Source organism: Paenibacillus sp. 01T431, from assembly GCF_056398625.1.
Map to the genome: position 1 here is coordinate 151,492 of NZ_JBFTPT010000016.1, position 26,243 is coordinate 177,734.

The following is a 26,243-nucleotide window of genomic DNA, read 5'->3' on the forward strand; positions in this document are numbered from 1 at the left end:
AAAATAAATCTATCTATTTTTCAGTGTCCCCAGCTTTCTCTCACTTTAGACCTGCTAGAAACCTTTCTATTACTCCGTTATCCAAATTTCCCGATCGGTATCGTTGTACACATATCTTGTTATCGCGATTCCAAGTTTTTGCAGCGTCTCACGCACTGGAACTACGATCTGCTTCTGGGGCTCATCCATCACAGGTTTCTCCTTGCCGGATTTCGGCGGCACCTGGTTTGTACTTACGTACGATTCTATGGAATCAGTATTCAGCTCAAGTTCCGTGCTGTCTTCAATCCATTCCACAAGCTTTTGCAGCGACACTTCGATGGCGCCGTTTTTTATTCCGTATTCGCTTGACGCAAGCACGAGACTTTTCTCGCCACGATGCAAAATTAAATTTGGAACCTGCTTCTTTGTTTGGGCAGACAGGCTGCTTTGACCTAGCTTCTCCGAAAACAGAGTGAGCTTATCTACTTCCTGCTGCGTGACCTGCTTTCTGCTCCACTTGAGTTTGCTTGCCACCCTAAACTGAATAGGTTCAACCTGATCCGTCAGCTTAGCAAATGTGTATCCTTTATCTTTGTAATATTTAATGATGGCTGGCAATGCCTTAACAGACTCAGCATGCCCTGCACTGTCATGAAGCAAAACATTCAGCTTGCTTGCAATCTTTGAGCCTTTAATCGTCGTCATAATCTCGGAGGCTGGCACACCTTGCCGCTTCGAATCTCCACTGTCTACATTCCAGTCATGCACCTGATAACCTGCCGCTTTCATCGCATCAAAGTATCCCTGATCAAAATTGCTATATGTGCCGCCCGGCGCGCGAACTAAGGTGGTTCTAACCCCAGTTGTACGATAGATAGCTTCATCCGTTTTCATCACCTGATCAGCAAATTCAGCAAAACTTCCGTATAAATGATCATATTTATGGTCGAACGTATGATTGCCAATTCCATGTCCTTCCTTCACGATCCGTTTAACTAATTCCGGCTGCTTCAGCACATGTTCACCAAGCACAAAAAAAGTTGCCGTTATCCCTTCCCGCTTCAAAATTTCCAGCACCTGCTCTGTATTCTTACTAGGTCCGTCATCGAATGTTAAATACAAAATCTTTTGATCTGATCCTAGTGAATTGGCTTTAACTCTATCATTTTGCGATGAAGCAGCAGCAGCTGACGACTTGCCTTGCTCCAGCTTTTTCCCAGTATCGTAAGATGCCTGCACCGTTAGAAGCGGCATCGCCTCATCATTCGTAACCGCAGCAGCGGCACTTGCCTGTACGATCTTCTGATCACTTGCAGCATCGTCTTTATTCGCCCCAAAACCATCAGGCTTAAACAAACCAAAACAAACAACTAGTATACAAATCGCTACCCGCCACATCCGCTGCATTCACGCTGCCACCCTTCTCTACCTATGAATAATTAACTGAGTCATTCTGATAGATTATATGAACAGTTGAACTGGTAAATGACTGTGCTAGTCAATTTCAAATGTCAGCTTCGAATAAAACATGAAGACAACAGTGCGCAACTTATTGTGGTGCATTCGCGTCTTCATTCCATATATATTCCATTTAATTGAAATTCAGGAGAGTGATTGTAATGAAATGGAGCTTTGCAGCCGTTATTTTGGTATTTGCACTCCTGCTGCCAACCTCTGTCAGTGCGGCATCTCAGGCAAGCTATGAGTTTAATTGGGATTCCGGCATTCGCTCATATGGAGGAGCACTCGTAAAAAATGGCGTTACATTCGTATCAATGGATAGTGTCGGTGGCGGAGCGGGGCTTGAAGTGAAATGGGATAAAGATGGCAAGCGGGCTCAATATGACGGTTGGAATAAATCGATTGCAGTGCGTCTAGGCAGCAAAACAGGCATACTCGATGGAAAGATGGTTAAGCTCGAAAGCGCACCATTTTTGTATGAGAAAAATGTTTATTTGCCTGTCCGTTTCGTTGTTGGTGCACTGGGCGGGGATCATATTACGTGGGACGCCAAGAGTAAGACGATAAAGGCTGATCATCTAAAAACGTTCAAGCAATATATCTACTCATACGATGGATCAACTTACACCGTTGAGCCTAAGAAAGGCATTGTCTACGTCACAGACGGCAAGGGTGTGAGGCGAGAGCTCGCAAAGCTAGGTGAATCCATACATGATTATTTGACCTTTAAATTTCAAAAAACACCGGGTGGATTGCTCGTACTTAACCTAGAAGATAACTATGGTGAACCGCATCTTCACAATCAGCTATACACGCTCGTCATAAAAGGCGGCAAAGTTATCCAGCAGTCCAGCGTTTATTATTTCCGTCGATTGGAGCAAAATGTGACTCTAGCAGACGGCCAATTGCTGCTGAACGATGGAAATACTTTGCGTCTGATCAAAGACGGCACCGGAGAAGTCATTGAAACGATTGATTTGGTTAGCCTAGGCGGAGAAGATGACAATTATTTTATTGAGTATTTTGGCAAGGATGTCTTTCTCTTGCGTGCAAATAAAAGCGGCATTTTAAAACTTGTGAATAGAGAAGGAATGACGACTACAGTACTTTACAAGGAATTATTGGGTGCTAAGCAGCAAGGGTATGTAGAAACAAATGATCTTCCTTATCTCGGCGATTACCTGAAGCTCACCAAGCGTGAAGGCGATATTTTGTATTTCAAGAATGGTTTCCCGTATGACAAGGATAATCAAACCTATAGTTTAAGCCTTTCGTAATTAGAAGGAGCTTGTCGGCAGAGATTCGGTATAAAAGCATTGACTAACAATAGCAGTGATGCAAAAACCATAAAAAGCTGAGCAGCGATTACTCGCATGCTCAGCTTTTTTGTCATTTTAATTAAAGTACGACCTGCTTAAAATGCAGCAACAATCGCGCCTTTGTAGGTCTCATCTATAAACTTTTTCACTTCAGGTGAACGAAGCGCCGCAGCGAGTTTCTGTATCGCTTCGGAATCCTTATTGTCTGGACGCGCAACAAGAATATTCACATAAGGGGAGTCATTTCCTTCAATGAAAAGTGCATCTTCTGTAGGAACTAGATCGGCCTCCAGCGCGTAATTCGTGTTGATCATAGCAAGGTCAACCTCACCTAAGACACGCGGCAATGTCGCTGCTTCTACTTCTCTAATATCAAGCTTCTTCGGGTTAGCGACAATGTCTGATACAGTTCCGCTAACGCCTACGCCATCCTTCAGAGTAATCAGTCCATTTGAAGCCATAAGAGCAAGTGCACGTCCGCCATTTGATGGATCATTCGGAATAACAACTTTCGCGCCATCCTTCAGCTCATCGATTTTTTTAATCTTTTTCGAATAAGCGCCAAACGGCTCAATATGAACAGCAGCTACATTTACAAGATCATAACCTTTGTCTTTGTTGAACTGATCCAAATAAGGTGTATGCTGAAAAAAGTTAGCATCAATATTTTTTTCATAAAGCTGTGTATTCGGTTGGATGTAGTCATTGAACTCGATAATTTCGAGATCCACGCCCTGCTCCTTGAGCATTGGCTTTACAAATTCAAGCAGCTTCGCATGTGGAACAGGAGAAGCGCCAACCTTCAGCTTAACCGCTCCAGGCGTTTTTGTTCCTTGATTAGCATTTGATCCTGCTGAGTTGTCATCGGTATTTTTGTTTTGTCCGCACGCTGCTAATGCAAACATCAGCATTAAAGTTACGATCATATAGCTTGTCTTTTTCATGTTCATTCCTCCATAGTTGTCAATTCATTCTGAGCTGCATCATGCTTCTACTTATTTATTTTCTGCTGTAACGACGCACTAAGGAATCCCCGATCGTTTGCAGCACCTGTACGAGCACGATAAGAAGCGCGACGGTTACCAGCATCACATCGGTTTGGAAACGTTGATATCCGTAGCGCAGTGCCAAGTCACCAAGTCCACCACCGCCGATTACACCCGACATCGCTGTATAAGAGACGAGTGTTACTGCCGTTATTGTAACCGCAGCTAGCAAACTTGGACTAGATTCACGGAGCAGCACGCGGCGTACGATATCCCACTTTGATGCACCCATTGCCTGAGCCGCTTCAATAACGCCGCGATCTACCTCACGCAACGACGTTTCCACCAGCCTTGCAAAGAAAGGCGTTGCTGCTACGACAAGCGGCGGGATAGACCCCTCTACGCCTAACGTCGTTCCCGTAATGATTTTTGTAAGCGGCATGATCAATATCATCAATATAACGAACGGAACCGAGCGCAGTACGTTGACGATAAATGAAAGGATGCCATACACAATAGGCTGCTGCAGAAGCTGCCGTTTTGAAGTTAGAAACAGGACGACGCCCATGATTAATCCGAAAATAATTGTAAACACGAGCGAGGCTGTCAACATATAGAGCGTATCCTTCGTAGCATCCCAAATTTCAGGAATACGTACGTTTTCGAAGCTCATCATATCGCATCCACCTCCAGCCCATCTCTACGTAAAACATAAATCACTTGATCAATCTCCGCGGCGCTGCCGATCAATTCCACAATAAGCTGACCATAAGGCGTGTGCTTCATACGCGAAACGGTTCCTTGCAAAATCGCAAATTGAACAGACGTTGGCTTCACCGCATTATACAAAATAGGCTCGTAAGTCAACTCGCCAATATAAGTCATGCGAAGCAGGCGCCCTGAGCGGCCTCGCAGCAATTGTCCATTCACGGCGCTATCCGATGCTTGGTCAACAAAGTCGCGGGTAACCGGATGCTCCGGCTTTAAAAATACATGCAGCACATCGCCTATTTCAACGATTTCTCCATCATCAATAACAGCGACACGATCACATATCGAACGTATTACGTTCATTTCATGCGTTATAAGTAAAATTGTAATTCCTAGCTTCTCATTAATGTCGAGCAGCAATGATAATATCGAGTTCGTTGTCTGCGGATCTAATGCCGATGTCGCTTCATCGCAGAGCAATACATCCGGATTGTTTGCGAGCGCTCTCGCGATACCAACACGCTGCTTCTGGCCTCCCGAAAGTTGAGAAGGATATTTATCTGCATGACCTTCAAGCGAAACGAGCTTCAGCAGCTCATCCACACGCTTATTCACCTCTGCCTTTGAAAGCTTGGCGAGAACAAGCGGGAATGCAATATTATCTCGTACCGTAGACATCGATAGCAGGTTGAAATGTTGAAAAATCATTCCGATACGCCTGCGATGCGCTTGCAGCTGTCTCTCTGGCAAGCCGGTAAGCTCCACATTCCCAACATTTACCGTTCCCGATGTTGGTTTTTCCAGCAAATTGACGCAGCGCAGCAGCGTGCTCTTCCCCGCGCCTGAATGACCGATAATTCCAAATATTTCACCTTTACTTACCGTCAAGCTAACGCCACGAACCGCTTCTACTGAAACCGACCCTACTCGATACGATTTTCTGATGTTGTTTAGCCTGATCAAATCTATAACCCCCTATCTAACAAGCAAGTCCATATTTTATAAATGTGACAGCATACTGTCAATGTCAAAATTATCTATTTTACTGTGCTTCATAATTTAACAGCTATATATTCATTTGAGAAAGCTTCCTCTATTGTTTCCCTGCTCCATCTTTTTACTCTTGCACTTGCAGCATAACCGCGGGAACTGTCTCAAAAATAGTAAAGAGCAAGCTCGCTGAAGCAAGAGCTTACTTAGAACAAAATCGTTATTTTTCTATTCTGTTATATGGATGCCTTCGCCAAAATACACTTAAGGGTTCAACGCTTCATCGCACAGACAGCGCATAACATCCCAAAACCATTTGGCTAACGAACTGTATCATGCCTATTATGCAGAAAACTGCTTTTTTGAAGCTTTAACGAATCTTATTAACGTTATCGCGTACTGTACAGGACTCCATGAGCTGTTTTGCTCGAAATAACGATTCTGGAGTTCGTTAGAAATTCAATCCATTATAAATAGATCAAATAAGAGCTGCTGGGTTCGTAAGCTATTTGTCCGATAAGTGGAGTGCATTACTGGCTGCGATTAGCTCAGAGACTCACTATCCCTAAGTTACATCAGGCAAAACAAAAATAGGATTGTCACAAAAGCAGATTAACTCTGTTTTTGCGACAACCCTAGCTAAAGCCATTATTTCAAAGTTACAAGCTGGTCTCTTTCCACATCAAACTTTCCGATTAGCTTTTGTGGATTTTCTTTAAATTTCATAACGGCCATCGTTTTTTCTGTCTTTTGCAGCGATGACCAGGATGAATCCTCCAGTACAACAAATGCATCGACATAAGCTCGGCCGCTCCCAATAATCAAATTCCCTTCATACTTGACTGAAATGGGATTCCCATTTCCATTAATCTTGTCTGACTCTTTTTTGGCAAACAATAAGCCTTCCCCATTTGGAACAGTCGACAAAGATTTAACCTTTTTTGTTTTGCCGTCAGCTTCCACTTCGGTTAGCAGTTCTTTTTTCAATAAGCCTTGAATCGTGGATTGCGACAAATACATTATTTTTTGTCCATCAGCAATTTCGATTTTTATTTCGTACACTTCTTTTGTTTCTAATTGCTCGGCATGTTTGGTTAATACATCATCGATCTGCTGTTTCTCTCCGTATACAATGACACCCTTAGCCTGCGGAAATATTTTTTCGATGATGCTGTCCTTGCCAACATATCCCGCGATTAGGATGACAGCGACAAGCGACAGCATTGCAATTAACAACTTTTTCATTTTTATTCCCCCATATATTTTGTGTGTATTCGATATTCTGCGATCAGCTGAGTTCAAGCTATTTGAACAATTTGTTGACGCCTCCTTCACAAGTCCGTTTTCTATTTCCTATCGTATAAAAAATAGCGATTGCCAACCATCGATTAGGGTGACAATTCAGGTGACAAATTTGTAAGAGTCCAAAACAAAAAAAACAGGACGGAGCAGCTATTTCCTGCTCCGTCCTGTTTTCAATTATTTAGCAGCAGCCGGCTGCAAATCCTTTACGGCATCCAGAACCTGCTCTGCATGCCCCTTCACCCTTACTTTACGCCATTCCTGCACGAGCCTGCCCGCTTCATCGATGAGAAAAGTCGATCGGACAAGACCCATATACTCTCTGCCATAAAGCTTCTTTAATTGCCATACTCCATACAGCTCGCACACCTCATGCTCCACATCAGCTAATAACAGAAAAGGAAGCTCCTTCTTTTCAATAAAACGCTGATGAGACTTTACCGTATCTAGGCTAATCCCCAAAATAACAGTATTTCGTTTCAGCATCTCTGTGTTTGCATCTCGAAAATCACATGATTCCTGTATGCAAGCCGTCGTCATATCCTTTGGATAAAAGTAAAGGACAACATTTTTCCCGCGATAATCACTAAGTGAAACATCTTCTCCATTTGACGCCGGCAATACAAACTCCGGTGCCATATCTCCCACTTGAAGCTGTGTCATGATTAGTCCCCCATCATTTTTGCTGCACACCTATTCAATTAAAACCAAGCCGCTTAAGAGCCGGCTCCTCGGTATCGCTTTACGCCATGGTTCCATAACAACAGCCCTAGAGAGAACACGATAATTCCCATGACCGGAGTTAGGAGCGCGAGCTGTGAGAGATCATCCGACTTCTTCTCAAGAAAATAAGAAGCTGGGATGACGCCTACAAAAGCAAACGGCAGCAGCCATGTTAATACGAAGCGGATCATTTTGTTATAGATATTAACCGGGTAACGTCCATAATTTTGAATGTTGTACATCAATGGCACAATTCCAGTCGGTGCATCCGAATAAAAGGAAATGGCACTAAGTGCCGTGTAGAGCCCCGCATAAATCAGCACTGCGCCTAATATTAAGAGCATCAGTACAAAAAGATCAAGAATCTCGAAAGGCAAACCGAGCTGTGTCCAGCATAGCACCATAATAATAGCCCCAACGAAGGAACCAATTAAAGAAGGCGGATCTACATTTTCGAGGAGCACCTGATATAGGCTGTGTGCTGGGCGGGTTAGAACACGATCCATCTCGCCCTTCACAATATAACGCTCGCTGAAATTCCATATGCTGAAGAAAGTGCTGAACACACCATATGGGATCATGAAGAAACCATAAACGAATACGACCTCTGCCTCAGACCAGCCGCCAAGCGACGGCGTGTGCTGGAACACGATCAGAATAAAGATGAGGTTCATCCCTTGGAACAATAAATCGGAAAGTACCTCGATCCAAAAGTCAGCACGATAAGTAAGACGCGTCTTCGCGTAGTTTTTAATGTATTCCAAAAATAATGATGCGTATCTCATATTTATTATCCCCCTTGCACGAACAACCGCTTGCGAGCGGCGCGCCACGTTAACCAGATTGGCACCAGCAGCCCAACAAACCAAAGCACTTGAATGCCAAACACCTGCAATATTTGATCGCTAGGCGTCCGCCCCGTGAAGACGGAGCTTGGCAAATACGTAATGGCTTGGAATGGCAGCCACTGCATAATAGCTGACAGCCAGCCTGGGAAAAACGCTATCGGCACAACTACGCCTGAGAACAAATCGACCATAACACGTTTCATTCGCATCATGCCTTCGTTATTTTCAACGAAAAATGCGAATAGGCCGGTCAAAATATTAATTTGCGAGTTGATAAGAAAGCTAAAGAACAGCATGACTAAATAAATTAGCCAGGTCATCGGATCTGTCGGTAATTTAACGGGAAATAAGAAACAAACGATAATCATCCCCGGCACCATGAAGAGCAGCATTCGGAACAAGCCTTCTCCGAAACCTTGCATCATTTTTACGACTAAATAGGAATAAGGTCTAATAAGCTGTACTGCTACGCTACCGTCCCTTATTTCATTCGCTATCTCGCGGTCCAGGTTATTAAAGTAAAAAGCACGAGCCATCCACGATACCGCAACGTAGGTTGTCATTTGGGTCACCGTGAAACCGGCCAGCGTCTCCTTGTCCCCATAAATCGCCTGCCATAGAAAGTAATAAGCGCCGATATTAATCGCATAAATAATGATACCGCTATAATAATTAACGCGGTACGCAAGCATCATGATAAACCGTATTCGAATAAAGTCGATATAAGCGCTCATCATGATTGAACCGTCTCCTTGGATGTTGCCGCAGAGCCAGAGGAATAAATGCTTCGAACGATGTCATCGGTGTTTGTTTCGATAATTTTAATGTCGCGAATTTCAACGCCGCCTACAACACACGCCAATGCATCCGAGACATTAACGGCATGCGGGAGCCACATTTTTGCGCTCACTTCATTCTCCATCGTCCATGTTACATCGAGTGTGCTCGTCAACTGCTGCAGCTTGGCAAGCGCAGTATGCCCTGCAAATTGGAACTGAATTTCGCGTCCTTTGCTCCAACGGCTCTTCAGATCCTCCAGTCCGCCATCATAGATAATGCGGCCATCATCAAGCATAATGACGCGAGAACAAAGCGCTTCAATATCCTGGAGATCATGAGTCGTCAGCAAAATAGTCGTACCCTGCTCCTTATTCATTTGCATCAGGAAATCACGAATTTCTGTCTTCACGACGATATCCAGACCAATTGTAGGCTCATCGAGAAAAAGAATGGATGGATTGTGAAGGAGCGAAGCGACAAGCTCGCAGCGCATCCGCTGTCCAAGGCTTAGCTTGCGTACAGGACGATTTAATAAGTCGCCAAGCTGTAGCCGCTCAACAAGCTCGTCAAGACGTTTGCGGAAATCCGCCTCCGAAACCCGGTATACTTTGCGCAATAATTGGAACGATTCAATAACGCCTATATCCCACCACAGCTGAGACCGCTGTCCGAATACAACACCAATCCCATTAACAAACTTCTCTCTATCCTTAAAAGGCACGTAGCCATTCACTTTGAGCTCGCCTGCGGTCGGTACCAAAATACCGGTCAACATTTTGATGGTTGTCGATTTTCCGGCTCCATTCTCGCCAATATACCCGCAAATTTCACCCTGCGGGATTTGAAATGAAATATCCTTTACCGCCGTTACCTCGTTGTACTCGCGTTTAAACAAGTCCTTGAGGGCGCCGGATAGGCCTTCTCGGTTTTTTTGCACGCTGAATTGCTTGCGTAAATCCTTTACATCGATTGCTAACATCTGGTTGTTATAGCCCCTTCCACTTCGACATTTCCTAGGAAATAGCGATCTTTATTTACTTAAAACGATAAAACTTGCTTCTGCATGTCGTTCAGCTTTATAATTTTATGATATGTAATCATACATTAGTTCACGCCTAGCGTAAACGACTGTCTTTGCCTTGTGCAGCGAAGCTTTTGTTTGCTGATGAAATATAAGCTGTTAATAAGGCTCATACTTATGCGTTCTTATATTTCTAACGTATACTGCTCTGCTAACTTCTTTTTTTGGGAGCGGATCATTCGCTATGCCATCTTTGCTCATGCTTACATTGAAATCTACCCTCATTGTTTCAAAACGATTCCGCAATATCTGAAAGGAGCACGTCTAACGAAATGCCTAAAGAGACGAATAAAGAGACGACTGAAGAATCGAAAAATGAGACTGCTAAAATGGCGAAGAAAAAAAGATGGAAAAGGATTTATATCAGCCTCTCTGTCATTCTTGGTGTGGTAGCAGCGTTTGTTATTTATTGGAGCGTAGGTGTTTACAGTGCGCTTGATAAGTTCAGTGATCCAGAGCCAACAAAGGCTCCTATCGAGGATGCTGAAGCAACGCCAGTACCTATTCCTGAATGGGAAGGCAAAGAGCGCGTTAATATATTGCTGCTCGGCGGTGACGCTCGCGGGCTAGACGAGGGGCAAGCGGCTCGTTCAGACTCCATATTGGTTGCATCCTTTGATCCTGTGACCAAGAAAGCACATCTATTCTCCGTTCTTCGCGACACTTACGTCAGCATAGAAGGACATGGGAAAGGCCGTATTAATACAGCACTTACTTTAGGAGAATATCCGCTCGCTATGAAAACGGTTGGAGACCTGCTTGGTCTCGACATACAATATTATGTTTATACCGACTTTGAAGGCTTTAAAAGCCTGATTGACGCAATGGGCGGCATTTACTTTGATGTCGAAAAAGATATGCATTACACCGATAACGCCGACGGCAATCGCTACGATATTGATCTCAAAAAAGGCTACCAGCTGCTTGACGGCGATAAAGCCCTGCAATACGTTCGTTTCCGCCACGATGCGATGAGCGATTTCACAAGAACAGAGCGTCAGAGAAATTTCCTTCAGGCGGTGTCCAAAGAGCTTCAATCGACATGGAACATTATCCAAATGAAAAAAATTCTTGAAAGCGTTCAGCCTTATGTGAAAACAAACATTAGTGTGCCGGATATGCTGAAGCTCGGTCAGCTTGGTGTCAAAAGCCATGTGGCCAGCACAACGCAAATACCCCCGATGGATCTCATCGCGGAGGATCGGGTTGGCGGTGCGTCTGTTATTGGAATTAGAGATGAAGATGAGCTGCGCTCCTTCGTACAAACGACGCTGCAGGAAGACAACACCGTTCCAGAACCTACTGCTTCGCCAAGCAGTACACCAAGCGGCAGCGACAACAGCAATAAACAGCAGTAAACATACGTACACGCAACGGCGCTTCAAGTTGCGTGTATTTTGTTTCTAGGTGCGTCGCGGCTGTAAATCATACGACACTCTTTCTCAACTTGTTTAAATTGACTTACAACTATGAATCCCATTGGAGGCTGCTTTCCATGACAACAAAGCGACAAAATTCCGAAAAACTATATGAAGAAGCGCTGCAGCATATTGTTGGCGGCGTCAACAGTCCTTCTCGCAGTTACAAAGCGGTAGGCGGCGGCGCACCCGTATTTATGAAACGTGGCGAGGGCGCTTATTTCTGGGATGTCGATGATAACCGCTATATCGACTATTTAGCTGCTTATGGCCCTATTATTACTGGACATGCTCACCCGCATATTACAGAAGCTATCGTTCGTGCAGCTCAGAACGGCACCCTATACGGTACACCAACGGAGCTGGAAATTAAGCTTGCTCGTATGCTGAAAGAAGCCATCCCATCTCTCGACAAGGTGCGGTTCGTCAATTCCGGTACGGAGGCCGTCATGACAACCATTCGTGTCGCTCGCGCCTACACAAAGAAATCCAAAATCATTAAATTCGCAGGCTGCTATCATGGCCATTCAGACCTTGTGCTCGTCGCAGCAGGCTCTGGGCCATCTACTCTGGGCATTCCAGACAGTGCAGGCGTGCCTGCAAGCATCGCTAGTGAAGTCATCACCGTGCCATTTAATGATCTGCCTGCGCTGAAAGCTGCACTCGATCGCTGGGGTCATGTGACTGCCGCTGTTATGGTTGAGCCGATTGTCGGCAACTTCGGTATGGTTATGCCGCATGAAGGCTTCCTAGAGGGGCTTTGCAAGCTCACTCGCGAAGCTGGAGCGCTAGTTATATACGACGAGGTCATCAGCGCCTTCCGCTTCCATTACGGAGCAGCACAGACCTATGTTGCGTTCCCTGATCACCAAGCCATCGAACCGGATTTAACCGCATTAGGCAAAATCATCGGCGGCGGCCTTCCAATCGGTGCATACGGCGGACGCCGTGAAATTATGGAGCAGGTTGCCCCTCTCGGCCCTGCTTATCAAGCAGGTACGATGGCCGGCAATCCTGCCTCGATCTCAGCAGGCATAGCGTGCTTGGAGCTGCTCCAAGAGCCTGGCATTTACGATAAAATGAACGCACTGGCTACGAAGCTTGCAACAGGATTGCACGCCGCTGCCAAGCAGCATGGCATCCCGCTCACAATTAACCAAATTCGCGGCTCCTTCTCCGCACATTTCTGCGATCATCCGATTACGAATTATGATGAAGCGCAGGATACAGACGGCGAGCTGTTCGGCAGATTTTTCAAGCTCATGCTGGATCAAGGCATCAATCTTGCCCCATCCAAATATGAGGCTTGGTTCTTTACGACAGCCCATACCGAGGCAGACATTGATGAAACGATTAAAGCCATTAATTATGCTTTCTCTAACTTGTAATAGTTGTTTAGATCATAAAAAAAAAGCTCAGGAGCTGAAATAGGCTCCTGAGCTTTTTTTATTTCGCCTGCTTTACTATAAGCAATCGATCATCCGATGGTGACGGGTTACCGCGGCCATCGGTATTATTCGTGATGACATAAATACGTCCGTCCTTTATCTTTACGTCACGAAGTCTTCCTTCACCTTCGAATACCCTTTCCATGTTTTTGGATGCAGGGTCATAGCGATAAAGCGCCTCGCCTACTAAAGCAGCAATCCATATTCGATTGTTCTCATCGATTGTCGCGCCAGAGGGCGCAATCGCATCTTCGCCGGTATGATAAATCGGCGTTATCATCCCTTCCTGCGCAGCACTGCCATAAATCGCAGGCCAGCCGTAATTGCCGCCCGCTGCAATTTTATTAATCTCATCATGTCCGCCAGGATCTCCCGAAGGGCCATGCTCTGTATTAAACAGCACACCTTCACTATTCCAAACAAGCCCTTGAGGATTGCGGTGTCCATAAGAATACACATAGGAGCCGGAAAACGGATTGTCCGCTGGCACCTTGCCATCTAACGTCATTCGCAAGATTTTTCCTGCAAGGCTGTTACGATCCTGTGCCAGCTCCGGCTGCTGAGCATCTCCTGTTGTTACATAAAGCAGCTTGTCGGGCCCAATCGCCAGCCGTCCGCCATCGTGATTCGCAGCACCAGGAATGCCCTCGAGCAGTGCCCTAACCTCATCCCATTGCCCGTCATTTTGTTTAATAAGCACGACTCTGTTCATTACACGACCATTTTCTTCGTACGTATGATACGCGTAGGCCTCTCGAGACTGAGCGAAATCCGGAGCAAGCAGGAAACCTAAAAATCCGCCTTCTCCGCGGTCATGTACACTTTTGAGCAAATGAACCGCTTGACGTGTCGTCGCATCCCCATCCACCTTCACAATATTTCCTTCGCGCTCGCTTATATAAAAAATGTCCATGTCCTCGTCAAAAGCAATGACCCAAGGCACTCGAAGCTCCTTCGCAAGTACAGTGTAAGCCTCGTCTTGCTCTTCTTGCTCTGACGGCTCAGTGCTTTCATCAATTGCCATCGTTTTCTCAGGCTTATCCGTCGCTTCATTTACTTTTGTATTTGTTGACGACGTTTCATTTGGTTCGCATGCAACCAGCATGCCTAAACATAAGGTTGTCATCATCATCGCAGCAATTCGTTTTTTCACTGTCACCATCGTTCACTCCTCCTGGCTTATCTCCAGTACTTCCATGCTATTTCATTCGACAAAACACATTGTAAATCCTTGCAAATTTACGTATTTGTAATACACCATTGCATTATGGAGTCATGTTATCTATAATGGACATTACGGATCCACAATGATTAAGTATAAGTATCAAAGGAGGGTGAGTGTACCCTATGCAATATTCAAAAAGTATCGGATATGCACTTCATGCTTTAATTCACTTAGCCCATGCTGAGCGCGGTCAGAACATAGGTATTAAAGATTTATCTTCTTCTCTCGGAGTTTCAGAGAGCTACTTGTCCAAGATTATGTCCAAGCTGCGCCAGGACGGCATCGTACGTGCTGTGACGGGTGCAAGCGGCGGCTACGAGCTTGCTAGAGCTGCAGATCAAATTACATTTTTTGATGTCATTCAAGTTATTGAGGGACGACAGCCTTTATATGAGTGCTTTAATATTGACGATCAGCATCATCATTTATTTTTTGAAGCTGAAGATTTAGAGCTTGAGTCCACTGACCATTCAGAAAATAAGGGATGTCTTGTAAAAAAAGTGATGATTGGTGCTGAACGTCATATGCAGCAGTACCTTCAGCAGCATACGATCCAGTGGGTGGTAGACTCTGCTGCCTTCAATCCATTAACACAAACCGTAAAATAAACAAGTCTCACTACTCTTTCTGCGTAAAAATAAAATTAGCCATTCGAGAGGATGTTTAACATGGAACAAATGATCGATGCAGCAATTATTGGCGGGGGACCTGCAGGCTTGAGTGCTGCACTTGTACTAGGCAGAGCAAGAAAAAGCGTAGTTGTTATTGATGAAGGGCGTCCGCGCAACCGAGTTACTCGCGAAACTCACGGTTTTCTTACCAGAGACGGCATTAGTCCAGGCGAGTTTCGACGAGTCGCGAAGGAGCAGATTAGCTCATATCCTACGGTCCATTTTGTAGAGGATGCTGCAGTGTCGATCACTGGAACCGATGGCCATTTTCAAATTACGACTGCACAGGGACAAATCTATCAAAGCAAAAAGCTGCTATTTGCTGCAGGAATGAAAGACATCCCTCTTGATATTAATGGACTGTCTGAAGTATATGGCAAAAGTGCCTTCGTCTGCCCTTATTGTGATGGCTGGGAATTAAGAGACCAACCGCTTGTCTTGATTGTCAAAGGCGATAGAGCACTGCACTCTGCCAAAATGCTGTCTGGTTGGACAAGCCAAATTACTATTTGTACCGATGGTCCTGATGAATGGACCGACGAGCAGCGTGAGGAGCTTAAGCTGCATAACGTTCCTACCTTTAACTCACCTATCCTGCGTATTGAATCTAGCGATGGCATGGTGAAGCAAATTGTGCTGGAGGACGGTACTATTGTTCCGTGTACAGGAATTTTCTTTGCACCAAAGCTTGCTGCAGGCTCAGACTTGCCGCAAACATTAGGCTGCAAGGTCACTGAAGCAGGGACTGTTGTTGTTGATATGTTTGGGAAAACAAACATTCCAGGTATCTATGGCGCTGGTGATGCAGCGACGGAGCTGTATCAAGCCATTACGGCTGCTTCGATGGGATCCTTGGCTGCTGTGGGCATTAACAGCGAGCTGCTTGCAGAGGCTTGGAATAGCCGAGTTTAATTTCATAAATAAAAGCAGCCTCGGCTATTTATAAGCCTGGCTGCTTTTTTGGTGTTTGTGTACACGCTGTCTATTACGTTTATTCGTTTGCTTTCGCCTCGGCAAGCGCCGAGATAAGCTCCTGCTGAATGTGGCCATTTGACGCTACGATATTTCGCGTTCCCAAATCGTAAGGCTTGCCAACTGTACTCGTCACAATACCGCCCGATTCCTGAACGAGCAGCGAGCCGGCAGCCAGATCCCAGCTATTCAGTCCAATCTCCCAAAACCCACTCAAGCGTCCTGCCGCCACATAGGCCATATGCATCGCAGCAGAGCCTGCTATACGGAGATTGCGAACCTGCGGGGCAACTGCTTGAATGCCTTTCAAATTTAGAGGCAGCGCATAATGATGGTCGGCCGGAAGACCTGTTGCAACCAAGCTGCCGCGCAGCGTATCCTCCATGGATACCTGCATCCGTTTTCCGTGCACGTATGCTCCCTTGCCTTTTTCGGCTACAAACAATTCATCCTTCATCGGGTCATAGACCACGCCGACGATCACCTCGCCGTTATGCGCCAAGGCAATGGATACACAGAAAAAAGGAAATCCGTGAACAAAGTTCGTTGTGCCATCAATAGGATCAACGATCCATAAATATTCAGCGTCACGGATGTTCTCCAGCGCGCGTGTTGACGCTTCCGGCCCAGGCTCTACGCCTTCCTCTCCCAAAAAAGAATGATGGGGAAAATGAGTCATCACTAGATTTTTTATTAAACGCTCGGAACCTTTATCAATTTCCGTAACAAGATCATGCGAGGAATACTTTATATCAAGGCTTGCAAAATTGCCAAGCTTCGTCTTAATCCATTCTCCTGCTTTCGACGCACAATTAATTGCGACAGCCGTAAAGCTTTTACCGCCAACGACGGAAGTACTGTTCTGATCATTCACGATCCATCACTCTTCCCTCTATGTAAATTCACGAACATTTCTATCCATGTTAAGGTCTACTACGTTTGATGTTTTTACCAAGTTTCGCATGATTACTCCAACCATATCAAAATGAACGCAAGCCTTCAATGATTAATTGACCCGCAAGCAGAAGAAGCGTCACTCTAAGCAGCCAAAGCAAGCCCTTGCCGCTCATTTTCACAGCAATTGCCGCCCCCAGCTTTCCGCCGATCCAAGCTCCAGGCACTAATGCAAGCACGAGCAGCCAATCTGTTTCACCAAGATAAACGTGCATGCCGCTCCCTAGAATTGATGATAAAAAAATAACAAACATTGACGTTGCAGTCGCCATATGAGGCGGAAAACGAAATAACAGCACCATAAGGGGGACAAACAGCGACCCGCCTCCGATTCCAAATAAGCCAGACATGAGACCTACGCCAAAACCGATGCCGAGTGCAGGAATAATACCATAGCTGTACGTATGCAATTCGCCTGATGCATCGGTCATCGTTCGAACGATTGGCCACTGCTTCGAAAACGGTTTCATGTAGTCACGAGCAATTAATAATGATGCCATCAGCAGCATGAAAATACCAAAAACAAGCTGGAATACACCTGCAGGCAGCTTACCCGTAAGAGCGGAGCCAATCATTGCTGCAGGCCCGCTGGTCACAAAAAATATCCAGCCGCTGCGGAAATCAACGATTTTACGTTTGGCATAGCTCAGTGTAGATGCAAGTGCCGTAACGACTAATACCGTTAATGATATGCCAACTGCTGTTGCATGTCCAATAGATTCTCCCGTTAATGTGGGACCAATGAGCATTAAGACAGGAACGATAATGATACCGCCGCCAAGTCCTACAATACTGCCAAACATCGCTGCTACAACACCAAGAAGTACAAGAAGTATCCATTCCATGCGAATTCACCTTTTCAGTTACATAATGATGCATCTACTTGGAAGCGCCCGCTATATAATAACACCGCCAAGGCAAGCCCTGACGGTGTTATTTTGCTGCTATACCTACTCAGCAGTAATTTCTACGCGGCCGCCATCCAACACCTTGATGCCTTCTGCGCTTGCTTCCAGTTGCCTTAAGTCTTCTATCAGCTTCATCAAAGCCTCGTCCTTGCTTTTTGCTTCAAGCATGCAATCCAAATATTCGGTATTTCTTGCCGCATGACGCAAAAACTGTACAAGCGGCTCCGCTTCCACATGATCTGCATGACCACGGGGGTCAGATAAGCTTTTTGGACTGGAAGCGTGAATTTTGGGAGGAAGCTGGCTTGTACTAGCTATGCCCAGCCGCTCTCGCTCTTTGTCCCAGGTTTGAACAATACGCGGCCATAAATGCTCATATAATTCGTCATCTGAGATGTCTCCTGCATTAACAGCATGATGGTGAATGTCGAGCACCATCGGAACCTCAACTTGGTCAGCTGCCTCTAGCGTTTCCCTGACATTGAACGTTTTATCATCATTTTCAAGCGTAATCCGATGTTTAAAGCGAGGCGACAAGGAGCTGAACTGGCGAACAAAACGTTCACCAGCTACAACCTTGTCGCCGTATGCTCCACCGATATGTATATTGCATTTTGTCGATTCATCAAGCCCCATTGCCTCAAGCATAAGGATATGATTGAGCAAATCCAGCTCTGATTTCGCGAGCACCTCCGGTCTAGGCGTGCTGAACACGCAAAAATGATCCGGATGAAAGGATACTCTTATTCCGTGCTTCTGCACGAACTCGCCAACTTCCTGAAATGCTGGCGCTAGCGCTTCAAATGGATTCCAGTCCAATAAGTCCTCATGAGTAGCAAGGGGTATAAGCTTTGACGAAAAGCGATACATTTGAATGTCGCTGGCTTTGCAATGCTTCAAAATCCGCAGCGTATTGCGCAGATTTTCCTCTGCTATTCTTTCCAGCTTCCGAATCCCTGCCTCGCGGTCGTTTAGCTTCGAGAAGTTCGCAAACGTCATCGTTCTTGAAGGCGATGCATTCTCAACCTGCAAGCTCATTGCGACAAAACCTAATCTGACAATCATCGATTAGGCCCTCTCTCCAAAAAACATTTCAAAAGCAAGCGCCGTTTGAACTTTTGATTCTTCCTCAGTCAATTTTCTCACGAGCTCCATCTCCACTTGTGTCACTTCTTCGCCTTGAAAATTAATTTCTGCGATAGAAGCTAAAATGCGGACAATCGCAATCGCTTCATTGGCTGGTGTATAAGCAATCACCTTTTGGCCAGTTGGAAATACGCGAAAGCCGCTCTTGACCATTTTGCCCCGACCATACTCCAACAATTCATAGAGCTCTTGTTCGGACTTAAATTTGCACACAGAATTAAACTCAGTTGCAAAACCCATATTTTTTCCCTCCTTTCAGTGAAATTTCTACCGTGCCTTCAAAGGGCTTTACTACCAAACCTTTAAAGGCTTATTTCAAATCTTTATAACTTTTAATATCAACAAATCAAACCTTTAAACCTTTAGTATCAAACATATTAAAACTTTAAACCCTTTTCAAGCTTTTCGAACCCACCCAAACCCTCCCTTCCAAGGGAGGGCCCCGAGGGTTGCACCCTCTGGACACCCGCAATTGGACTAACCTAGGAGTTGCACTGCGCGAGCTTTCTACTTTTGCGGGGGATCGCTTTCGTCCCTACGGGACACGCTTTACTTTTGGTGCGTTTTTCTCACATACCTTTAAACCCTTTCCGAGCTTTTGGGGCATTGAAGAACAACTTGTCCATTTTAAGAAGGAAAAAAGATCTTTTACCTGTTTACCTTGGATACAAAGATAAGGATTGAAGCCCCAAAGTAAAAAATAAAAGAAATTTTTCCCTATATCTTTTTCTCATATGTGTACAAACAGTTATAGAAAGTTAAGAAAGTTATAGAAATTATAACAAGTTAGAGATCGTTAGAAATTCATCTTACGATTGTGATGCTTCACCTGTAAAATCTATCCGCTGCTTCTCCGCGTGGCGGGAAAGAGCTAAGGAAATTAAGGTGTCTAACAATTCTTTATATGGAATGCCGGTTTCTTTCCACATAAGTGGATACATACTGATAGGTGTGAAACCAGGCAATGTGTTGACTTCGTTGATAAAAAGCTGATTGTCGCTTTTGCGAAGGAAAAAATCTACACGTGATAATCCCGAGCCATCAATGGATTGAAATGCACGAACGGCCATTTCGCGAACGGATTCTGTAAGCTCAGGCGACAAATGAGCCGGAATCTGCATCGTCGATTTTCCATCGATGTATTTGGCTTTGTAGTCATAAAATTCGTTAGAAGGCGCAATTTCGCCAGGTAAGGATGCTTTGGCATCATCATTGCCAAGTACGCTTACTTCGATCTCGCGGGCATCCACGAACTCTTCTACAATAACCTTGCGGTCAAAACGGAACGCATAGTTGATGGCATTAATAAGCTCTTCACGGTTTTTCGCTTTGGATACGCCTACACTAGAACCTAGGTTGGCTGGCTTAATAAAGCATGGATAGCCGAGTGAAACCTCGCATTCCATGATGAAGAAAGATGCGTCTCTCTCCCACTGTGTACGGTTGAAGTACCGGAAAATGCATTGCGGCAAGCCTTCTTGCGCAAATACTTTTTTCATTAGAATCTTGTCCATCCCAACGGCAGAAGCGAGAACACCCGCTCCTACGTATGGAATGTTCGCCATTTCGAACAGCCCTTGAATGGTACCATCTTCACCAAATGTTCCGTGCAGCAAAGGAAAAATCACATCAATGCGCGGCTCATCGCCAGCAGTTTTTGAGCTTCTATTCAAGCCTTGAAATAATAGAGCAAGAGCAAAGCCATTTTCCTCAGCCTCGTCTGTTGTGTTGCGTAGATCTTCTACACTGCTTGGTCGGTTATGCAAAACGGCTCCCGTTTTCCATTCGCCTTGCTTCGTAATATAAAAAGGCTTGATTTCATATTTGCTGTAGTCAAATTCACCCATTACAGCGTAAGCCGTTTGCAAAGAGACCTCATGCTCTCCCGATTTCCCCCCGTAAACTAAACCTACTCTAACCTTGCTCCCCATGGCATATCCTCCGGTACAATAATTTATAATAGATCTGCAATATGAAAAAAACGATATTTCGTTTGTTCCGTCCATGCATAGGAATCACGATAATCCCAATAACGATGCCTGCTGGAAACGGTATTCGCATTCACTAGCGGCATACCGAACGAGTCAAAAGCAGTTACGATTGTGCTGTGCTGAAAGCGATGATCACCATTCCAGTCATACGTAATGACATCCCCAAGCTGCAGCTCATCCGCAGATTGCACAACCTCTGCACGCAAGCCTGAGGTCTTTGAACCAGTTAAATAGTTGGTTATCGCGTTTGATACCGCCCAGCTGTAGCTCCACCATTCACTGCCCTTATTTCGGCCCTTATACCACCAGCCCGTTTCTCTCTTACCAGTATAGTTCATCGGAGCATTGCCTGCAAAGATGCACTGGGACACGTAATTGGTACAATTCACCTCAAAAAGCTCATACGCTGGGTTCCCCTCATTCCACCAACGATCCGCATATGCAGCAACCAAATCTCTCCTGTAACGAATACCAGATGGCCTGTGTTTGAATTGCTGTAATAGGTCATAATTTAAGTATGGTGTTGATGGCGAAGATTGTTCGCCAAATAGCTCCGAGTAATCATCGACGGTCATCCAATTGTCTACTGCTGTGCCATAACGCGGTCTTCTTTCCGATATAATTGGCTCAACACGAAGAACATTCCATGAGTGACCAGCGAGCCCTAACCAAAGACGCTCAAATTCAGATCTTTCTTCCATGTAAAAACGCCCAGACTGCTCCATTCTTCTTTTGATGTGGAGACGAATCAACACAGAGACCTCGCTTGATGATTCGTTGACGCGTATGAGCTCTGCTTTTGTTTCGCTTCCTGCTGGAAGCGCGCCTCTAAGCAAATCGCGTTCACGAAGACGCTCAAGCCTGAATCTTAGGCGATCACAATGATCGCGGTCCGTAACGTAATCGGTCAGCACAGCCGCATGCTGATTCGCTTCGGCTTGATTGTACAAGCTAATATAGCGATGAACAGCAGCTTTCCAACCTTGCAGCTTCCCTTGCTGATCGTGCGGATCGTAATCAGAGGAACGAAGCAGCGAGTTTAACTTTGACGTTTGTTGTTTTACTGGCTTTTCTTCCTGATTTGCTCTTTTTTGATTTTGCAGTGCTTGATCGCCGATTTCAGCATTTCGCTCCGCTTGCAACCCGGAAGGCGACGGCTGCTTCTGGATGGCATGCGTTACAACTTTCTGCTGCGACTTGCGCTGAGAAGCTGATGGTTTGGATGATGTTTGGTTATGCTTTTGGCCCTGAGTTCCTGGCCCCCGGTTGCCTGTTCGCGGCATAGCAATCCCTCCTTGACCTTATCGTGAGTGCAAGCGTAAACGGCTGCAGCATCTCTTTTGATGAGGCTAACTCGATTGGCGTTGAAATATAAACTTTTGGGATAGGAATCCAACTTAACCGAATTTACATTTCAATTGTAAAAGACTGCAGCTTCTCCCTTAATGCTTCATGGCCGCCGTTTCACGATGAAATATAAGTTTTTGGATTGACCTTCTCGATAGCAATCTTATATTTCAAGCCTATGCTGCTACAGCTTGCCTTTATGGCATGAGAACGTCATCAAGTAATTCGTGCTAAACTTGTCGCTGATTAACTGCTTCATTATATGAAGCACTCTGCCATTTCATGTAACATTCATTGAGGATCATTTTCAATGCCATTTCCAAGCGCATAAAGACATAATTGGACTTTACGGAAGGACTATTTTAACGATATACTATAGATATAGAAATTATGAAATAGTGTTTCACAGAATGAAACTCAGACTACAGTTAAAAGGAGAATGACGATGTCTACACAAAATCATTATTCAGTTCGCACAACGCTCGACGCTGGCGGCAAGTCTTATGCTTACTACCGTCTAGGCGGACTTGAAGAGCAAGGACTAGGCGATATTTCCAAGCTTCCTTTTTCAATTAAAGTATTGCTTGAGGCTGCTGTTCGTCAATTTGACGGACGCGCAATTACCCCTGAACATGTAAAGCAGCTTGCTACATGGGCTGACGGACGCGAAGATAAAGAAATTCCTTTCATCCCTGCTCGTATCGTTTTGCAGGATTTCACAGGCGTACCGGTTGTCGTTGACCTTGCTGCAATGCGCGACACTGTGAAAAAAGCAGGCGGAGATCCGAAAAAAATCAACCCGCTCGTACCAGTTGACCTTGTAATTGACCACTCGATCATGGTTGATGCATTTGGTTCACCTGAAGCACTTGAATACAATACTAAAGTTGAATTTGAGCGCAACGAAGAGCGTTACCGTTTCCTTCGCTGGGCACAAACAGCATTTGATAACTTCCGCGCGGTTCCACCAGGTACAGGTATCGTTCACCAAGTTAACTTGGAGTACCTTGCATCTGTTGCAGCTACAAAAACAGTTGACGGCGAAACAGTCGTATTCCCTGATTCCCTCGTAGGTACGGATTCCCACACTACGATGATCAACGGTCTAGGCGTAGTAGGCTGGGGCGTTGGCGGTATCGAGGCTGAGGCTGGTATGCTTGGTCAACCGCTTTACTTTGTAATGCCAGAAGTTATCGGCTTCAAATTGACAGGCAAACTTGCAGAAGGTTCAACTGCAACTGACCTTGCGCTTACGGTTACTCAAATTTTGCGTAAAAAAGGCGTTGTTGGTAAATTTGTTGAGTTCTTCGGCCCTGGTCTATCGAACATCAGCCTTGCTGACCGTGCAACAGTTGCCAACATGGCACCAGAATATGGCGCTACAATCGGCTTCTTCCCTGTAGATAACGAGACTCTTAGCTACTTGCGCCAAACTGGCCGCAATGAGGATCTTATTGAGCTTGTTGGCTCTTACTACAAAGCGCAAGACATGTTCCGTACAGACGAGACTCCAGATCCAGTATTCTCGGATGTTGTTGAGCTTGATCTTTCGACAATCGTTCCTTCCCTTGCAGGGCCGAAACGTCCTCAAGACCGCGTAGAGCTTACTGCAATGAAGGAATCTTTCAATAGCATCATCCGCACACCGATTGACAAAGGCGGCTACGGTCTCTCCGATGAGAAAATCGAGCAGTTCGTTACTGTTAATCATAATGACGGCCAAGTTAGCCAAATGGGTACAGGCGCAGTCGTTATCGCAGCTATTACAAGCTGTACGAACACTTCGAACCCAAGCGTAATGGTTGGCGCTGGTCTAGTTGCTAAGAAAGCAGTAGCACTTGGACTTAAGAAACCTGCTTATGTAAAAAGCTCCCTAACACCGGGCTCGCTCGTTGTTACGGAATATTTGACAAAAGCAAATCTAATCGAGCCGCTTGAAGCACTTGGCTTCCACGTTGCTGGTTACGGCTGTGCGACTTGTATCGGTAACTCCGGTCCACTTCCAGACGAAGTAAGCAAAGCGATCATCGACAATGACATGACCGTATCTGCTGTACTTTCCGGTAACCGTAACTTTGAAGGCCGTGTCCACGCACAAGTAAAAGCAAACTACTTGGCTTCTCCGCCACTAGTTATCGCTTATGCGCTTGCTGGAACGACTAACATCGATTTGACAACTGATCCAATTGGTTTCACTGAAGACAACAAGCCTGTATTCCTAAAAGATATTTGGCCAACGTCGCAAGAAATCAACGACGCAATGACAGCTGCGCTTAACCCGCAAATGTTCCGTGACAAATACGAAAACGTATTTACACAAAATGAGCGTTGGAACGCAATTTCGGTACCTAAGGGCGAAAGCTACGAGTGGGATGCAAAATCAACTTACATCCAAAACCCGCCATTCTTCGAAAACCTAAGCTCCGAGCTTTCTGATATCAAAGATATCCATACAGCAAACGTACTTGCTCTTATGGGCGATTCCGTAACAACGGATCATATCTCACCTGCTGGTAACATCACAGTTAACAGCCCAGGCGGTCAATACTTGATCGAAAACGGCGTTAAACGCGAAGACTTCAACTCTTACGGCTCACGTCGTGGTAACCATGAAGTTATGATGCGCGGTACGTTTGCGAACATTCGTATTCGTAACCAAGTGGCTCCAGGTACAGAGGGCGGCGTAACGACTTACCTTCCAACGGATGAAGTCATGTCGATCTACGATGCATCGATGAAATATCAAAACGAAGGCAAAAACCTTGTCGTTCTTGCTGGTAAAGAATACGGTACTGGTAGCTCGCGTGACTGGGCTGCAAAAGGTACATTCCTACTAGGCGTCAAAGCTGTTATCGCTGAAAGCTTCGAGCGTATTCACCGCTCCAATCTGGTTGGTATGGGCGTATTGCCACTCCAATTCCCAGAAGGTCAAGGCTGGAAGACGCTTAACATCACTGGCCGCGAAACATTCGACATCGTTGGCTTGTCAAATGACGTTACTCCAGGTTCGCAAGTTACCGTTACGGCTACTCGCGAAGACGGCACGACTTTCGACTTCCCAGCAATTGTACGTCTTGACTCGGTAGTGGACGTTGATTACTATCGCAACGGCGGTATCCTGCAAACTGTACTTCGTCAAATGATCGCTAACATGTAATAATCTGCGCATATCCTGCGCCGTATTAAAAAGAGCATTGCCGATTAGTCGGCAATGCTCTTTTTTCGTTTGTTATAAAGCAATGGCGTTGTTACCTACTTTTTGTTATTTGCTACCTGTTATGTTTTACGTGTTACCTGTCACTGTACACTGGAACAATTTCCGTGGCCTATGCTTGCTCGTGGCTCCAGTACTTCCAAACATGCTCAATCAATCATTATGAGTTTAAGCATGCTTGCACAGCCAACACCTTAGTCTTGCTCCCCTCCGAGAGCAGGCGCGCCACTAAAACATTAGTCTTAGTCACGCTTGTAGTGTCATAGCCTCACTTTTTCGCACAAAACTTCATCTAACGGACATAGGATACGTTATTTATTACAATTAACGTCCACAACAAATTTAACGGACATAAGATCCTCTATTTGTCCCATTTCGAGCATAGACCTACCTTTTGTAGCCCGATAGCGTATCCTATGTCCGTTAGCCGCCCCAAAAGGGAGGATTCGAAGCAAATAACGTATCTGATGTCCGTTACAGCAAGTTTGGTTACTCAAGCTCATAATTCCAACCTTCTTTTACTTCAAATGCTCATTATGAGTTTGAATAAATTACAGCCAACAATCTAACCACGTTCCCCTCCCAAAGCAGGCGTGCAGCTATCACGTTAGTCCTGTAGTTTGAGTTTGAACCAAATTAAAGCCAACACCCTGCCACGATCCCCCACCCGGAGCAGGCACGTAAATATCACAATCAAATTAGTCCTCTACTGCACTTGAAGCGTCAAAGCTTCGCTATGTCGCATAATGCTCATCTTTACGGACAT

22 protein-coding genes are annotated in these 26,243 nt (G+C 45.3%); 6 read left to right on the top strand and 16 right to left on the bottom strand.

Features of this window, described 5'->3' with window-relative positions:
• Positions 1–69: 69 nt before the first annotated feature.
• Positions 70–1,389 (bottom strand): polysaccharide deacetylase family protein, encoded by a 1,320-nt coding sequence (locus AC1DM9_RS26625; protein ID WP_477583092.1) that lies wholly within the window; start codon positions 1,387–1,389, stop codon positions 70–72.
• 212 nt (positions 1,390–1,601) lie between these two features.
• Here AC1DM9_RS26625 and AC1DM9_RS26630 point away from each other — a divergent pair, with 212 nt between their 5' ends.
• Positions 1,602–2,720: a copper amine oxidase N-terminal domain-containing protein gene (locus tag AC1DM9_RS26630; RefSeq protein ID WP_477583094.1), complete on the top strand. Its 1,119-nt coding sequence runs from the start codon at positions 1,602–1,604 to the stop codon at positions 2,718–2,720.
• 137 nt (positions 2,721–2,857) lie between these two features.
• Here AC1DM9_RS26630 and AC1DM9_RS26635 read toward each other — a convergent pair whose 3' ends face one another.
• The 8 genes from AC1DM9_RS26635 to AC1DM9_RS26670 all read right to left on the bottom strand — a co-directional run bounded on the left by AC1DM9_RS26635 (position 2,858) and on the right by AC1DM9_RS26670 (position 10,081).
• Positions 2,858–3,706, bottom strand: a complete 849-nt coding sequence (locus tag AC1DM9_RS26635; protein WP_477583096.1) for a MetQ/NlpA family ABC transporter substrate-binding protein — start codon at positions 3,704–3,706, stop codon at positions 2,858–2,860.
• A gap of 55 nt (positions 3,707–3,761) precedes the next feature.
• On the bottom strand, positions 3,762–4,424 hold the full coding sequence (locus tag AC1DM9_RS26640) for a methionine ABC transporter permease (protein ID WP_076271133.1): 663 nt from the start codon (positions 4,422–4,424) through the stop codon (positions 3,762–3,764).
• Entirely contained in the window at positions 4,421–5,422 is a 1,002-nt protein-coding gene (locus AC1DM9_RS26645; protein WP_477583098.1) for a methionine ABC transporter ATP-binding protein, read from the bottom strand. Before AC1DM9_RS26645 ends, AC1DM9_RS26640 begins: the two co-directional genes overlap by 4 nt.
• Positions 5,423–6,097: 675 nt before the next feature.
• Positions 6,098–6,694, bottom strand: coding sequence for a lipoprotein BA_5634 family protein (locus AC1DM9_RS26650; RefSeq protein ID WP_477510431.1), 597 nt, complete (start codon positions 6,692–6,694; stop codon positions 6,098–6,100).
• Between the two features lie 234 nt (positions 6,695–6,928).
• Complete coding sequence (gene bcp / locus AC1DM9_RS26655) at positions 6,929–7,414, bottom strand: thioredoxin-dependent thiol peroxidase (protein ID WP_441885149.1); 486 nt, start codon at positions 7,412–7,414, stop codon at positions 6,929–6,931.
• A gap of 53 nt (positions 7,415–7,467) precedes the next feature.
• The gene (locus AC1DM9_RS26660; RefSeq protein WP_441885147.1) at positions 7,468–8,259 is read right to left on the bottom strand and encodes an ABC transporter permease; all 792 of its coding nucleotides are present in this window, start codon (positions 8,257–8,259) and stop codon (positions 7,468–7,470) included.
• A 5-nt stretch (positions 8,260–8,264) separates the two neighbouring features.
• Positions 8,265–9,059 (bottom strand): ABC transporter permease, encoded by a 795-nt coding sequence (locus tag AC1DM9_RS26665; RefSeq protein ID WP_076271138.1) that lies wholly within the window; start codon positions 9,057–9,059, stop codon positions 8,265–8,267.
• The gene (locus AC1DM9_RS26670) at positions 9,056–10,081 is read right to left on the bottom strand and encodes an ABC transporter ATP-binding protein (RefSeq protein WP_339206887.1); all 1,026 of its coding nucleotides are present in this window, start codon (positions 10,079–10,081) and stop codon (positions 9,056–9,058) included. The genes AC1DM9_RS26665 and AC1DM9_RS26670 overlap by 4 nt, the downstream gene beginning before the upstream one ends.
• Positions 10,082–10,455: 374 nt before the next feature.
• Between AC1DM9_RS26670 and AC1DM9_RS26675 the strand changes: the two genes are divergently transcribed.
• Both AC1DM9_RS26675 and AC1DM9_RS26680 read left to right on the top strand, forming a co-directional pair.
• Positions 10,456–11,541 carry an LCP family protein gene (locus AC1DM9_RS26675; RefSeq protein WP_441885144.1) on the top strand — a complete coding sequence of 362 codons (1,086 nt, stop codon included), beginning with the start codon at positions 10,456–10,458 and terminating at the stop codon, positions 11,539–11,541.
• 137 nt (positions 11,542–11,678) lie between these two features.
• Positions 11,679–12,989, top strand: coding sequence for a glutamate-1-semialdehyde 2,1-aminomutase (locus AC1DM9_RS26680; protein ID WP_477583100.1), 1,311 nt, complete (start codon positions 11,679–11,681; stop codon positions 12,987–12,989).
• 58 nt (positions 12,990–13,047) lie between these two features.
• Here AC1DM9_RS26680 and AC1DM9_RS26685 read toward each other — a convergent pair whose 3' ends face one another.
• A complete protein-coding gene (locus tag AC1DM9_RS26685; RefSeq protein WP_441885140.1) occupies positions 13,048–14,211 on the bottom strand; it encodes a PQQ-dependent sugar dehydrogenase in 1,164 nt (387 codons plus the stop codon).
• A gap of 185 nt (positions 14,212–14,396) precedes the next feature.
• Here AC1DM9_RS26685 and AC1DM9_RS26690 point away from each other — a divergent pair, with 185 nt between their 5' ends.
• Together AC1DM9_RS26690 and AC1DM9_RS26695 are read left to right on the top strand one after the other, a co-directional pair.
• Positions 14,397–14,882: an RrF2 family transcriptional regulator gene (locus tag AC1DM9_RS26690; protein WP_076271141.1), complete on the top strand. Its 486-nt coding sequence runs from the start codon at positions 14,397–14,399 to the stop codon at positions 14,880–14,882.
• A 60-nt stretch (positions 14,883–14,942) separates the two neighbouring features.
• The gene (locus AC1DM9_RS26695; protein ID WP_477583103.1) at positions 14,943–15,857 is read left to right on the top strand and encodes an NAD(P)/FAD-dependent oxidoreductase; all 915 of its coding nucleotides are present in this window, start codon (positions 14,943–14,945) and stop codon (positions 15,855–15,857) included.
• Positions 15,858–15,936: 79 nt separating this feature from the next.
• Here AC1DM9_RS26695 and AC1DM9_RS26700 read toward each other — a convergent pair whose 3' ends face one another.
• From AC1DM9_RS26700 to AC1DM9_RS26725, 6 genes are all read right to left on the bottom strand, one after another.
• Positions 15,937–16,791 (bottom strand): inositol monophosphatase family protein, encoded by an 855-nt coding sequence (locus tag AC1DM9_RS26700; RefSeq protein WP_477583105.1) that lies wholly within the window; start codon positions 16,789–16,791, stop codon positions 15,937–15,939.
• Positions 16,792–16,897: 106 nt separating this feature from the next.
• Complete coding sequence (locus AC1DM9_RS26705; RefSeq protein WP_477583107.1) at positions 16,898–17,716, bottom strand: sulfite exporter TauE/SafE family protein; 819 nt, start codon at positions 17,714–17,716, stop codon at positions 16,898–16,900.
• Positions 17,717–17,821: 105 nt separating this feature from the next.
• Positions 17,822–18,844, bottom strand: a complete 1,023-nt coding sequence (gene uvsE, locus AC1DM9_RS26710) for a UV DNA damage repair endonuclease UvsE (RefSeq protein WP_477583109.1) — start codon at positions 18,842–18,844, stop codon at positions 17,822–17,824.
• Between the two features lie 3 nt (positions 18,845–18,847).
• On the bottom strand, positions 18,848–19,165 hold the full coding sequence (locus AC1DM9_RS26715; RefSeq protein ID WP_054026471.1) for a hypothetical protein: 318 nt from the start codon (positions 19,163–19,165) through the stop codon (positions 18,848–18,850).
• Positions 19,166–19,734: 569 nt separating this feature from the next.
• The gene (locus AC1DM9_RS26720; RefSeq protein WP_477583111.1) at positions 19,735–20,856 is read right to left on the bottom strand and encodes a D-alanine--D-alanine ligase; all 1,122 of its coding nucleotides are present in this window, start codon (positions 20,854–20,856) and stop codon (positions 19,735–19,737) included.
• A gap of 23 nt (positions 20,857–20,879) precedes the next feature.
• Positions 20,880–22,199: an amidase domain-containing protein gene (locus AC1DM9_RS26725; protein WP_477512572.1), complete on the bottom strand. Its 1,320-nt coding sequence runs from the start codon at positions 22,197–22,199 to the stop codon at positions 20,880–20,882.
• A 509-nt stretch (positions 22,200–22,708) separates the two neighbouring features.
• Here AC1DM9_RS26725 and acnA point away from each other — a divergent pair.
• A complete protein-coding gene (gene acnA, locus AC1DM9_RS26730; protein ID WP_076271908.1) occupies positions 22,709–25,420 on the top strand; it encodes an aconitate hydratase AcnA in 2,712 nt (903 codons plus the stop codon).
• Positions 25,421–26,243 lie beyond the last annotated feature (823 nt).